The sequence below is a fragment of the Oceanimonas doudoroffii genome (genome assembly GCF_002242685.1).
GTDB classification, from domain to species: Bacteria; Pseudomonadota; Gammaproteobacteria; order Enterobacterales; family Aeromonadaceae; genus Oceanimonas; species Oceanimonas doudoroffii.
Genome location: NZ_NBIM01000001.1, coordinates 1,012,780 through 1,024,613, shown reverse-complemented (window position 1 = coordinate 1,024,613; position 11,834 = coordinate 1,012,780). Strand labels below are relative to the sequence as shown.

11 protein-coding genes, 2 tRNA genes and 1 riboswitch are annotated in these 11,834 nt (G+C 60.5%); of the genes, 11 read left to right on the top strand and 2 right to left on the bottom strand.

Going from position 1 to position 11,834, the window contains the following annotated elements:
• Positions 1 to 68: 68 nt before the first annotated feature.
• On the bottom strand, positions 69 to 1,793 hold the full coding sequence (gene ggt / locus B6S08_RS04730; protein WP_094199596.1) for a gamma-glutamyltransferase: 1,725 nt from the start codon (positions 1,791 to 1,793) through the stop codon (positions 69 to 71).
• A gap of 194 nt (positions 1,794 to 1,987) precedes the next feature.
• Between ggt and B6S08_RS04725 the strand changes: the two genes are divergently transcribed.
• Positions 1,988 to 2,063 (top strand) — tRNA-Gly (locus B6S08_RS04725).
• A gap of 10 nt (positions 2,064 to 2,073) precedes the next feature.
• A tRNA-Cys gene (locus B6S08_RS04720) sits at positions 2,074 to 2,147 on the top strand.
• 30 nt (positions 2,148 to 2,177) lie between these two features.
• On the opposite strand, the gene B6S08_RS04715 is transcribed toward B6S08_RS04720, so the two are convergent.
• Entirely contained in the window at positions 2,178 to 2,978 is an 801-nt protein-coding gene (locus tag B6S08_RS04715; protein ID WP_165661692.1) for a DUF1853 family protein, read from the bottom strand.
• A gap of 52 nt (positions 2,979 to 3,030) precedes the next feature.
• On the opposite strand from B6S08_RS04715, the gene B6S08_RS04710 reads away from it, so the two are divergent.
• From B6S08_RS04710 to B6S08_RS04670, 9 genes are all read left to right on the top strand, one after another.
• Positions 3,031 to 3,789, top strand: coding sequence for a Nif3-like dinuclear metal center hexameric protein (locus tag B6S08_RS04710; RefSeq protein WP_094199595.1), 759 nt, complete (start codon positions 3,031 to 3,033; stop codon positions 3,787 to 3,789).
• Positions 3,790 to 4,010: 221 nt separating this feature from the next.
• Positions 4,011 to 5,393, top strand: a complete 1,383-nt coding sequence (locus B6S08_RS04705; RefSeq protein ID WP_094199594.1) for a sigma-54-dependent transcriptional regulator — start codon at positions 4,011 to 4,013, stop codon at positions 5,391 to 5,393.
• Positions 5,386 to 5,760 (top strand): Hpt domain-containing protein, encoded by a 375-nt coding sequence (locus B6S08_RS04700; RefSeq protein ID WP_094199593.1) that lies wholly within the window; start codon positions 5,386 to 5,388, stop codon positions 5,758 to 5,760. The genes B6S08_RS04705 and B6S08_RS04700 overlap by 8 nt, the downstream gene beginning before the upstream one ends.
• A 333-nt stretch (positions 5,761 to 6,093) precedes the next feature.
• Positions 6,094 to 6,244: riboswitch (molybdenum cofactor riboswitch) on the top strand.
• The gene (gene moaA / locus B6S08_RS04695; RefSeq protein WP_094199592.1) at positions 6,232 to 7,212 is read left to right on the top strand and encodes a GTP 3',8-cyclase MoaA; all 981 of its coding nucleotides are present in this window, start codon (positions 6,232 to 6,234) and stop codon (positions 7,210 to 7,212) included. (Overlaps the previous riboswitch by 13 nt.)
• A gap of 182 nt (positions 7,213 to 7,394) precedes the next feature.
• A complete protein-coding gene (napF, locus tag B6S08_RS04690; protein ID WP_094199591.1) occupies positions 7,395 to 7,898 on the top strand; it encodes a ferredoxin-type protein NapF in 504 nt (167 codons plus the stop codon).
• Complete coding sequence (locus tag B6S08_RS04685) at positions 7,891 to 8,160, top strand: chaperone NapD (protein WP_094199590.1); 270 nt, start codon at positions 7,891 to 7,893, stop codon at positions 8,158 to 8,160. The genes napF and B6S08_RS04685 overlap by 8 nt, the downstream gene beginning before the upstream one ends.
• Complete coding sequence (napA, locus tag B6S08_RS04680; protein WP_094199589.1) at positions 8,157 to 10,646, top strand: nitrate reductase catalytic subunit NapA; 2,490 nt, start codon at positions 8,157 to 8,159, stop codon at positions 10,644 to 10,646. The genes B6S08_RS04685 and napA overlap by 4 nt, the downstream gene beginning before the upstream one ends.
• A gap of 32 nt (positions 10,647 to 10,678) precedes the next feature.
• Positions 10,679 to 11,128, top strand: a complete 450-nt coding sequence (locus B6S08_RS04675) for a nitrate reductase cytochrome c-type subunit (RefSeq protein WP_094199588.1) — start codon at positions 10,679 to 10,681, stop codon at positions 11,126 to 11,128.
• A 9-nt stretch (positions 11,129 to 11,137) separates the two neighbouring features.
• A complete protein-coding gene (locus B6S08_RS04670; RefSeq protein ID WP_094199587.1) occupies positions 11,138 to 11,731 on the top strand; it encodes a cytochrome c3 family protein in 594 nt (197 codons plus the stop codon).
• Positions 11,732 to 11,834 lie beyond the last annotated feature (103 nt).

The window sequence follows — 11,834 nt, the reverse complement described above, 5'->3', positions numbered from 1 at the left end:
GGTCAACTTCTTGAGTGACTGGGATCCCACTTTCTGGCGCTGGCACCGAAGCTGCCAGTGCGGTTCGCTCAGTCGGCGGCAAGAGCCTGTCCTTCCCGGCGGGGGTCGGCGGCGCCGAACAGGCCGTCGGGCCGGCGCAGGATCAGATGCAGGCCGGAATTGAGCTCGGTCAGTCTGGTGTCAAAGCCTCGCTCGGCCATGGCCTGCTGCAGCGCCAGGTTGCGCCCAAAGGGCTCTAGCTCGAGGGCACCGCCCCGGTGCAGCACATGCGGCTGATGCAGGGCGTCGCGCACGTCCATGCCCCAGTCGAGCACATTGAGCAGGGTGTGCAGCACATAGCCGATGATGCTGCTGCCCCCGGGGGAGCCCAGTACCAGCAGCAGATCGCCTTGCTCATCAAACACCAGGGTCGGGCTCATGGAGGAGCGTGGCCGCTTGCCCGGCTGCAGGCGGTTGGCTACCGGCACGCCGTCCATCTCGGGGGTAAAGGCGAAGTCGGTCAGCTCATTGTTGAGTAGAAAGCCCTGTACCATCAGCCGGGAGCCAAAGGCATTCTCTATGGTGGAGGTGAGCGACACGGCATTGCCATCGCCGTCGATGATGCTGATGTGGGTAGTTGAGGGAAATTCGGGTGAGCCGTCGAACGAAGTGGGCCAATGACCTTTGGGGGTGCCCGGCGTGACCTCGGGCAGGGCCTTGTCGGCCCCCTTCAGCAATTGGGCCCGTTGCGCTAGGTAATCGCGATCCAGCAGGCCTTCGACCGGCACCGGCACAAAGTCGCTGTCGGCGGCGTAACGGCCGCGGTCGGCGAAGGCCAGCCGTGAAGCATCGGCCACCAGCCGCCAGGCCTGGGGAGAATTGGGGCCCAGCCGGCTGAGATCAAAGTGGGCCAGCATGCCCAGTATCTGTCCCAGGGCCAGGGTGCCCGAGCCCGGAGGACCCATGCCGCAGATGTTGTACTGGCGATAGGGGAAACACAGTGGCGGGCGTTCCTGGACTCGGTATTGCGTCAGATCGTCTAGGGTGAGGTGGCCGGGAGCGGCGGCATTGTGCACCTTGTCCACCATTAGCTCGGCAATCTTGCCCTGGTAAAAGGCCGAGGGTCCTTCGATGCTGAGTCGAGTGAGCAGGGCGGCCAGCAGCGGGTTTACCAGGTGGCTGCCGGCACTGAGTGGCCGGCCCTTGTCGTCAAAAAAGTAATGGCGGCTGTCGGTATCCTTGCCGAGACTGTGCCGATTGTCGGCTATCAGCCGTGCCAGCCGGGGAGAAACCGTAAATCCGTTCAGCGCCAGGGTAATGGCCGGGCCAAACAAATCCTGCCAGGGCAATACGCCAAAACGCTGGTGTGCCTGCCACATCAGCATCACGGTGCCCGGCGTGCCCACCGAGCGTCCCCCAACCACCGCATCCATAAAGCCAAGGGACTGGCCATGGTCGTCGAGGAAGAGGTCGGCAGGTGCCTGTCTTGGGGCCGTTTCCCGGCCATCCAGGGTGACCAGCCGCCGTTCGTCCTCCTGCCAGTGCACCAGAAACCCCCCTCCGCCCAGCCCAGAAGACTGGGGCTCGACCAGGGTTAGCACCATCTGGGCGGCGATCATGGCATCCACGGCGCTGCCGCCTCGCACCAGCATGGCCTGGGCGGCGCGGCTGGCGTGGGGGTTGGCGGTCACCACCATGGCCTGCTCGGCCTGCACCAGGGGCTGGTTTTGCCAGCCGGTGGCGGCTTCGGGGGCGGGGCGGGTGTCGGCCTGGGCCAGGGGAAGCCAGAGCAGGGCGAACAAAAACAGGCGCATGGCGAACTCCATCATTGGGGAAATCAGGCCTAGGGTAGCCAGCGGAGAGGCGTCCTGCCAGCCAAAAATCACCCAAGGTGCTGAAAATAAAAGCAAACGGGGTGTCATTCAGAAAAATTGCTTGTATTGCCCAACGTCCTGCCTATAATGCCCACCCATCAGCAGCGACACTGCTGAACAGTCAAAAATGGTATGCGGGAATAGCTCAGCTGGTAGAGCACAACCTTGCCAAGGTTGGGGTCGCGAGTTCGAATCTCGTTTCCCGCTCCAAATCTGCAAAGGCGCGTTAGCAAAGCGGTTATGCAGCGGATTGCAAATCCGTTCAGTCCGGTTCGACTCCGGAACGCGCCTCCATTATTCCATCCTTGTATTCCCCTTTTACGCTTATCTTTCTTCGTTCCAGTTACGCTCCACTTTTACGTACCAGTTTCCTTTTGCATCCCGGTAGTTCTGACGTTGCCGAATGTCGTCGGTCTTGCGCCCTCCCGTCATCCAGCCCAACTTGTGCTGGGGCTCGAAGCCGTGTGCGGGTGCCTCATGACCCCAGCGGCCAGTGCGTGCTTCGTGCCCCTTGGGCAGGGGCGCATCAAGGGGATAAAACAGCCTGCCCTTGAGCACTAGCCGGGTATGAGAGGGCATCAGTCCTTCCGCCGCCAGGGAGCGCTTTACTTCGGGACGCTGACTCAGGCGCAGTTGGTGTTGCTGCATATGGTCCAGTTTGCGTCTCAGCCTGTCGCAGGGATTGATGCCAAGGGCACTGTCTCTGGGCTGTCGGGTGTCGGTGATCAGGTAAAATTTCACCGCCAGCTCCCAGTGCTCTACCCGGCGGTGCTGGTTGTCCCACAGCAGAAGATCAAAGGCCCCCAGGGTGCGTCCGGCCACCACCTGCTGACGGTTAAAGCCCAGCACCTGAAAGCGCGGGTTATCCAGCAAGAAAAAATGCCACAAGGCCTCAAAATACTGTCCCAGACGGAGACAATCCCCACAGTGGCGGTGCAGCAGGTCGGGGTGGCTGTCGAGCGCCAGTAGGCGAGGGTGATAGTCTCGTAGCAACTGCTCATACCATTGATCCGCAGGGGCCTCTTGTAGCCCGGGCAGCAAGCCGGGGCTGCCGATGGCCCAGGCCAAATCGCGCACCTGATTATTGCGGAGGGAGGTCAGCAGTTCGTCCAGTAAAGGGCTCATAATCGTTCTCTTTTGATTTACAATGGGCCAATTTTCAATGACGGGAGCCGGCATGAACAACATGGAGCTCGAACAGCTGCTGAACCGGCAGCTAAACGTGGACGCCATAAAGGATTATTGCCCGAATGGGCTGCAAGTGGAAGGCAGGACCCAGGTGCGCCATATTGTTACCGGGGTGACCGCCAGCCAGGCACTGATTGAGCGCGCCATTGAGCTGGGGGCCGATGCCTTGCTGGTGCATCACGGGTATTTCTGGAAAGGCGAATCCCAGCCGGTGAGGGGCATCAAGCGCCGCCGGCTGAAGGCGCTGCTGGAGCATGACATCAACCTGTATGCCTATCACCTCCCCCTGGACATCGCCCCCGAGCTTGGCAACAACGCGCAACTGGCACGGTTGCTGGATATTGCGGTGACCGGGCCGCTTGAGCCCGGCAATCCCCTGTCGGTGGCCATGCAGGGTGAGCTGGGGACGCCGGTCAGCGGCGCCGAACTGGCTAACCGCATTGAGCAACGACTCGGCCGCTCTGTGCTGCATGTGGGCGAGGGCGGCCCTCAGAGCATTCGGCGGGTGGGCTGGTGCACCGGCGGTGGCCAGGGTTATATCGATCTGGCGGCGGCGCAGGGCATGGATGCCTTTATCAGTGGGGAAGTCTCCGAGCAGACGGTGCACTCGGCCAGGGAGCAGGGCATTCATTTCTTTGCCGCCGGCCACCATGCCACCGAACGCTATGGGGTCAAGGCGCTGGGCGAATGGCTGACCCAGGCACATGGAATCCAGGTGGATTTTGTCGATATCGACAACCCGGCATAAAAAAAGGCCAGGGAGGACGGACCATCCCTGGCTTCGCAGCAGCCACACGGGCATAAAAAGCTTCGTTGTCGAATCGCACTAACTACATGGAGAACGGAACACTATGGTTCCGTATGAGTCAAAACTGATGTTGAAACCATGTTAACATGATGTTGCCTTTAGGCAAGTTTTTTTATGGCGAGAGAACAAATGACTGGAACGGAAACAACAAGAGAGGCGACATGCTAGAGGAAAGGCTGAGCGTCCTGATGGTGGAAGACACCCCATCGCTGGCGGCCATGTATCAGGCATTTTTGCAGGACGAGCCTTTGGACCTGACCGTGGTCAGCAGCGGCCAGCTGGCGCTGGAGCATATTCGCCGCGCCTCCCCCGACATTTTGCTGCTGGATCTGAACCTGCCGGACATGCCGGGCATGAACATTTTACAATGGCTGCACGAAGAGCAGCGTAACATCACCACCATCGTCATGACGGCACATGGCTCGGTGGACGTGGCGGTCGATGCCATGCGCTTTGGTGCCCACGACTTTATCAGCAAGCCGGTGGAAGCCGAGCGGCTCAAGGTGACCCTGCACAATACCATGCAGTTTCGCCACCTCAATCAGCTGGTCAATCAGTACCGCCATGAGATGGAGCGGGAGCGTTTTCAGGGTTTCATCGGAGAAAGCCTGCCGATGCAGAAGGTATACCGGCTCATTGAAAACGCCGCACCCAGCACCGCCACCGTGTTTATTACCGGAGAAAGCGGCACCGGCAAGGAAGTCTGCGCCGAGGCCATTCACCAGCTCAGCGGCCGGGCCGAAGGGCCTTTTATCGCCCTGAACTGTGCCGCCATTCCTCGGGATCTGATGGAAAGTGAGTTGTTCGGCCATATCAAGGGCGCCTTTACCGGCGCATTGCAGGACAGGGATGGTGCCGTCAGTCGAGCCCATGGCGGCACCCTGTTTATGGACGAAATCTGCGAAATGGATCTGGAGCTGCAAAGCAAGCTGTTGCGTTTTTTGCAGACCGGCTTTATTCAGCCGGTCGGCAGTTCCCACCACGTCAAGGTGGACGTGCGCATCGTCTGCGCGACCAACCGGGATCCCCTGGTGGAAGTGGAGCAGGGCCGGTTTCGGGAAGATCTTTACTATCGGTTGCACGTGATCCCGGTGCACCTGCCGCCCCTGCGCGAACGAGGCGCCGATGTCATCAGTATAGCCACTGCCCTGGTACGGCAGGCATCCCGGGAAGAGGGTAAGGAGTTTGTGGGGCTGTCCGAGGCCACCAAGGACCGGCTGCAGGCCTATCACTGGCCGGGCAACGTGCGTCAGCTGCAAAACGTGATTCGCAACGCCGTGGTTCTGCATCAGGGGGAGTGGATTGAGGTGGACATGCTGCCGGCACCCCTCGATCGTTCCCTGACCCAGCCGAGGGAAGGGCAGGGCGCCGCGGCGCCGGTAGTGCCGCAGCCGATATTGCCGCTGGCGGTGATTGAACGTCAGGCCATAGAGCGCACCATCGCCCACTGTGACGGCAATATTTCCCGGGCCGCCGCCCTGCTGGAGGTGAGTCCGTCCACCATTTATCGCAAGCTGCAGAGTTGGGGTAGCGACCATGGCTGACTGGAGTGCGTTGCAGCAACGCTTGCCGCTGATGGATAAGGCGCGCCTGGCCCAGCTTGACGGCGAGCTGGGCACCGACACCCTGCATCGCCTGCTCGGCTTGTTTCTTGAAGACGGCCGGCTTCAGGGGGAGGCCCTGAGCAGGGCCTTTGCTGACGGAGACTTCGAGCAGATGGCCAAGTCCTGCCACAGCCTGAAATCGGCCTGTGGCAGCTACGGTGCCCTGCGTTGTCAGTTTCTGGCAGAAAAGCTGGAAGCTGGCTGTCGCCAGCAGGATGCCGAGGCAACCGGTGCACTGATGGTGGCCTGGGAACTGGCCCTGAGCGAAACCCTGAGCGAGGTGCAGGCGCAGCTGGAAGCGCGCTAACAGGCAAAAAAAATGGCCAACCCAATGGGTTGGCCGAACTTCAGCGGGAGCTGAAGAGAGCACGGGATAAAAACGACTGAACATATACATGAAAGTATCGTGCCAACTTTTCCAAGCCCCATTCTACAAGGGATGAGCGCGATAATGTGGAAAAAACAGTCAATCCAAAATGCGAAAAATACCAAAATGCAACAACTTTCCCTTGCTAAATGCAATTCTCCTTCCTTGCTTTTTCCACTCCGACGAGATGCGGCTTCAGTCAACTCCTCGATAAATATTTCTTGATTTGAAACAATGTTTGCCTCTAAGGTGGAACAGACAATCATCCACCAATGTGGTTACAAACTCCGAGTCCGGCAGGCCTAAGTCCCCGCAGCGATAGGGTGGCCGGACCGCTCGGGCCGCCAGATCGGCGGCGCGTAAGGGTGCCGATAGAAATGTCGTCGCCTCCCGCTTTTCGGAAAGGTGTTTATGCTGGAATTACAAGACGCGTTCGCGCGCAAATTTCATTATCTGCGGCTGTCGGTCACCGACGTCTGCAACTTTCGCTGTCAGTATTGCCTGCCCGACGGTTATCGGCCGGACGGGCGCAAGTCGTTTCTGACCCTGGACGAAATTCGTCATATCACGCGGGCTTTTGCCGCCATGGGCACCAACAAGGTGCGTATCACCGGGGGCGAGCCGTCCATGCGCCGGGACTTCACCGACATCATTGAGGCGGTGGCATCGACCCCGGGCATTCGCAAGGTGGCCACCACCACCAACGGCTATCGCATGGCCGAGCGGGTGGCCGACTGGCGCAGCGCCGGGCTGGATGCCATCAATGTCAGCCTCGACAGCCTGGATCCGCGCATGTTTCATCAGATCACCGGCCAGAACCGTTTTCACGAGGTGATGGCGGGCATTGATGCCGCCTTTACCGCCGGCTTTGAACAGGTCAAGGTCAATACCGTGTTGATGCGCGGCCTCAACGACGGCGAGCTGGGGGAGTTTCTGGCCTGGATTAAATCCAGTCCCATTCAGCTGCGTTTTATCGAGCTGATGCAGACCGGCGAAATGGACGAACTGTTTGAACGCCACCATGTGCGCGGTGCCGCCATCAAGGAAAAACTGCTGGAGGCGGGTTGGCAACAGCGGGTGCGGGCCCACAACGACGGTCCGGCCGAAGTGTTCTGGCACGCGGACTATGTGGGCGAAATCGGCCTTATCATGCCCTACGCTCAGGACTTCTGCGCCAGCTGCAACCGGCTCAGGGTTTCGGCCCTGGGCAAGCTGCACCTGTGCCTGTTTGGTGAGTACGGGGTGGATCTGCGTGATCTGCTGCAGAGCCCGGGCCAGCAGGCGGCTCTGCAGCGCCGCCTGCGTGAAGCCCTGGCCGACAAAAAGGCCACCCATTTTCTGCATCAGGGGCACAGCGGCATGACCCCGCACCTCGCCTCCATCGGCGGTTAATGCGTCGCGGCCACGCCCGTGGCTGCGGATAATTGATCTGAGTCAAGTCCGCCTTAAATAGGTATTTCATTTCATTCTTTTTGTCCTGCCGTTGCCATATCCTGTGATCAGCAATTCTGATTAGACCCACAGACATAATATTTTTATTGCCTTTGTGGGGCGTTGCTAGGTACGGGAGCATCATGGGCACACTCGATTTATCCAGGCGGCGCTGGCTCAAGGGAGGGCCGGGCGCCGACCGCCTCACCCAGTCGCTGCCCTGGGCGGTGGACCGGGCACTCTTCAGTGATGGCTGTTCCCGCTGTGGCGACTGCCTGAAGGCCTGTCCCGAGCACATCATTACCCATGCCGATGGCGGCTTTCCGGCCGTTGATTTTACTCTGGGGGAATGCACCTTTTGCGGTGACTGTGTCAGAGCCTGCAGTGAACCCTTGTTTAACCCAACCACTGAGACCCCCTGGCGCCAGCATGCGGTGTTGAAGAACACCTGCCTGGCGCACCGGGGCGTGCACTGCCGCAGTTGTGAAGACGGCTGTGGGCCTGCGGCCATTCGTTTTCGCCCCCGGCTGGGGGGCGTGTCGGTGCCCGAGCTGAACCGGGAGGTCTGTAATGGCTGTGGCGGTTGCGTGGCAGCCTGCCCGGTGGGGGCCATTGAGATTGTGAAGGAGAGGAGCAAGCATGAGTGAGCAGGAATGGCATGTGGCCAGCCTGGTGGTGTATTGCCGGCCCAAGCAGGTAGCGGCGGTGATCGCCACCATTGAAGCCGAGCCCGGCGCCGAGGTGCCGGTGTCCGGTGAGCAGGGCAAGTTGGTGGTGGCCCTGGAAGGCGCAGGCCAGCGCCATATTGTTGAGCATATCGACCGCATCGCCGCCCTGGCGGGCGTGGTGTCCACCACCCTGATTTATCATGAATTTGCCGAGCTTGTGCCCGGAGAGGAGTCAGCATGACACTGAATCGTCGCGACTTTATGAAAGCCAATGCCGTGGCGGCGGCGGCCGCAGCCGCCGGGCTGGCGCTGCCGGCCGGCGCCACCAATCTCATCACCAGCCGGGAGCAGACCGAGATCAAGTGGGACAAGGCGCCCTGTCGCTTCTGCGGCACCGGCTGCTCGGTGCTGGTTGGCTCGCAAAACGGTCGAGTGGTGGCCACCCAGGGGGATCCACAGGCACCGGTGAACCGGGGCCTGAACTGCATCAAGGGCTATTTTCTGTCGAAAATCATGTACGGCAAGGACAGGCTGACCACCCCGCTGCTGCGCATGACCGACGGAAAATACGACAAGCACGGTGAATTCACGCCCATCAGCTGGGAGCAGGCCTTTGATATCATGGCCGAAAAGTGGAAGGCGGCGCTGAAGGAAAAAGGCCCGGAAGCCGTGGGCATGTTCGGATCCGGCCAGTGGACCATCATGGAGGGCTATGCCGCCGCCAAGCTGTACAAGGCCGGTTTTCGTTCCAATAACCTGGATCCCAACGCCCGCCACTGCATGGCGTCGGCGGTGGCCGGCTTTATGCGCACCTTTGGCATGGACGAGCCCATGGGCTGCTATGACGACATTGAAGCCACCGACGCCTTTGTGCTGTGGGGCTCCAACATGGCGGAGATGCACCCCATTCTGTGGTCGCGGCTGACCGACCGCCGGCTGAGTGCAGCTCATGTGCGGGTGCATGTGCTGTCCACCTTTGAGCACCGCAGCTTTGAGCTGGCCGACAATGGCATGGTGTTCCGGCCTCAAACCGATCTGGCCATTCTCAACTACATCGCCCACTACATCATTGAAAACGGCCACGTCAATCAGGACTTTGTCGCTCGTCATGTGCGCTTTGCCCGGGGCGAAACCGACATCGGTTACGGCCTGCGCCCCACCCACCCGCGCCAGGCCGCCGCCGCCAATCCCGATTCGGGGGCGTCCAGCCCCATGAGTTTCGAGGAATTCGCCGCCTTTGTGGCCGACTATGACGTGAATACCGTGGCCAAGCTCTCCGGCGTGCCCGTCGAGCGCCTGCAGGCGCTGGCAAAGGCGTATGCGAATCCGAATACCAGGGTGGTGTCGTTCTGGACCATGGGCTTTAACCAGCATACTCGGGGCACCTGGGCCAACAACATGGTCTACAACATTCATCTACTCACCGGCAAGATATCCGAGCCCGGCAACAGCCCGTTTTCCCTCACCGGTCAGCCCTCTGCCTGCGGTACCGCCCGGGAAGTGGGCACCTTTGCCCACCGGCTGCCCGCCGACATGGTGGTGGCCAACCCCAAGCACCGCGCGACGGCGGAAAAAATCTGGAAGCTGCCTGAGGGCACCATCAATCCCGTGCCCGGTTATCACGCTGTGCTGCAAAACCGCATGCTCAAGGACGGCAGGCTCAATGCCTACTGGGTGATGTGTAACAACAACATGCAGGCGGCGGCCAACATGAACGAGGAAAGCCTGCCCGGCTACCGCAATCCCGACAACTTTGTGGTGGTGTCGGATCCGTACCCCACGGTCACCGCCCAGGCGGCGGATCTGGTGCTGCCCACCGCCATGTGGGTGGAAAAGGAAGGGGGCTACGGCAATGCCGAGCGCCGCACTCAGCTGTGGTATCAGCAGGTCAGGGCGCCGGAAGGGGCACGCTCGGATTTGTGGCAGCTGATGGAATTTTCCAAACGCTTCACCATGGAAGAGGTCTGGCCCGAGGCGCTGCTGGCGCAAATGCCCGCATACCGAGGCAAGACCCTGTATGAGGTGCTGTTCGAGAATGGTCAGGTCGACCGCTTTCCCGCCGAGGATTGCAGGAACGAGTTTAACGACGAGCGGGATCACTTCGGCTTTTACGTGCAAAAGGGGCTGTTTGAGGAATATGCCGAGTTCGGCCGGGGCCATGGCCACGATCTGGCGCCCTACGACCGTTACCACCAGGAGCGCGGGCTGCGCTGGCCGGTGGTGAACGGCGAGGAAACCCGGTGGCGCTATCGGGAAGGGTACGACCCTTACGTGGCAAAAGGCACCGGCGTGCAGTTTTACGGCCACAAGGACAACAAGGCGGTGATTTTTGCGCTGCCCTATGAGCCGGCGGCGGAGGAGCCCGATGATGAATTCGATCTCTGGTTGTCCACCGGCCGGGTACTGGAGCACTGGCACTCCGGCTCCATGACCCGCCGAGTGCCCGAACTGCACCGCTCCTATCCGGCGGCCCAGGTGTTTATGCATCCGGACGATGCCAAAGCCCGTGGCCTGCGCCGGGGCGATGAAGTGCGGGTGGCTTCCCGCCGGGGCGAAATGAAAACCCGGCTTGAAACCCGGGGCCGCAACCGGCCACCCAGAGGCCTGGTATTCGTGCCCTGGTTTGATGAAAGCCAGCTGATCAACCGCCTGACCCTGGACGCGACCTGCCCGCTGTCCAAGGAAACCGATTACAAGAAGTGTGCCGTCAGAGTGACCAGAGCATAACCGACTTATGTGAACAAGGTGGAGAACGCAGGATGAGCATCACCGCAAGACCGTTATTGGGGCCACTGTTGCTGGCTCTGGCCGGACTGGCCGTGGCCGCCCCCGACGCCGGCAACCTCGAGGCCCTGCGGGGCAGCATGCACCTGGACCGGGATCCGGCACCGGCCCGCATTGCCGATCCGCTCAAGGATCAGGGGATTCAGGACAGGGAGTATATTCACCAACCGCCGCTGGTGCCCCATCAGGTGCGTGGTTACGAGGTGGATCTCAAGGTGAACCAGTGCCTGTCGTGCCATGGCTGGAAAAACGCCGCCGATCGCAATGCGCCCCGAGTCAGCCCGACCCATTATGAAAGCCGGGACGGCCTGACCCTGAGCGACATCAGCCCCCGACGTTATTTCTGCCTGCAATGCCACGTACCCCAGACCGGTGCCAAACCGCTGGTGGAAAATACCTTTACGCCGGTTGAGTCACTGCGCTAGGGAGGTCATATGGCGAACAAACATGGGTTGTTGCGGCGTTTGTGGAGAATCTTTCGTTCGCCCAGCCGAGTGGCCGTCGGTGTGGTGCTGTTTCTGGGTTTTGTCGGCGGTGTGGTGTTCTGGGGCGGCTTTAACACCGCACTTGAGCTGACCAACACCGAGACCTTCTGTATCAGTTGTCATGAAATGCGCGACAACGTGTATTTGGAATACCGGGATACCATTCACTATGCCAACCGCTCCGGGGTCAGGGCCAGTTGCCCCGATTGCCATGTGCCCCACGAATGGACCCACAAAATAGTCCGCAAGGTGGCGGCCTCCAAGGAAGTATGGGGCAAGATCACCGGTATTATCGACACGCCGGAGAAGTTCGAGGCCCATCGCCGGCACATGGCGGAGCGGGAGTGGCAACGCATGAAGGAAACCGACTCCCGGGAATGCCGTAACTGCCATAACTTTGATTATATGGACTTCAGCGTGCAGGGCAGCCGTGCCGCCGCGGCCCATTCCACCTCTTTGGCCAGTGGTGAAAAAACCTGCATTGACTGCCATAAGGGCATCGCTCACCAATTACCCGACATGCATGACGTGGCCGGTTTCTGAACAGGGTACCGGCGAGACAAGTTTCTGCGACCTCCTTGTTTGCGTATCGTCCGCCAAGCCTCAAATGGTAACAACTGTGCTACATTTTTGAGTTCAGGTCTCG

Bases quoted from the DNA above. Each gene is read 5' to 3' on its own strand.
- napA (WP_094199589.1), top strand. From the start codon at position 8,157: ATGACACTGAATCGTCGCGACTTTATGAAAGCCAATGCCGTGGCGGCG.
- B6S08_RS04710 (WP_094199595.1), top strand. From the start codon at position 3,031: ATGAACAACATGGAGCTCGAACAGCTGCTGAACCGGCAGCTAAACGTG.
- napF (WP_094199591.1), top strand. From the start codon at position 7,395: ATGGGCACACTCGATTTATCCAGGCGGCGCTGGCTCAAGGGAGGGCCG.
- B6S08_RS04715 (WP_165661692.1), bottom strand. From the start codon at position 2,978: ATGAGCCCTTTACTGGACGAACTGCTGACCTCCCTCCGCAATAATCAG.
- B6S08_RS04670 (WP_094199587.1), top strand. From the start codon at position 11,138: ATGGCGAACAAACATGGGTTGTTGCGGCGTTTGTGGAGAATCTTTCGT.
- B6S08_RS04685 (WP_094199590.1), top strand. From the start codon at position 7,891: ATGAGTGAGCAGGAATGGCATGTGGCCAGCCTGGTGGTGTATTGCCGG.
- moaA (WP_094199592.1), top strand. From the start codon at position 6,232: ATGCTGGAATTACAAGACGCGTTCGCGCGCAAATTTCATTATCTGCGG.
- ggt (WP_094199596.1), bottom strand. From the start codon at position 1,793: ATGCGCCTGTTTTTGTTCGCCCTGCTCTGGCTTCCCCTGGCCCAGGCC.
- B6S08_RS04705 (WP_094199594.1), top strand. From the start codon at position 4,011: ATGCTAGAGGAAAGGCTGAGCGTCCTGATGGTGGAAGACACCCCATCG.
- B6S08_RS04675 (WP_094199588.1), top strand. From the start codon at position 10,679: ATGAGCATCACCGCAAGACCGTTATTGGGGCCACTGTTGCTGGCTCTG.
- B6S08_RS04700 (WP_094199593.1), top strand. From the start codon at position 5,386: ATGGCTGACTGGAGTGCGTTGCAGCAACGCTTGCCGCTGATGGATAAG.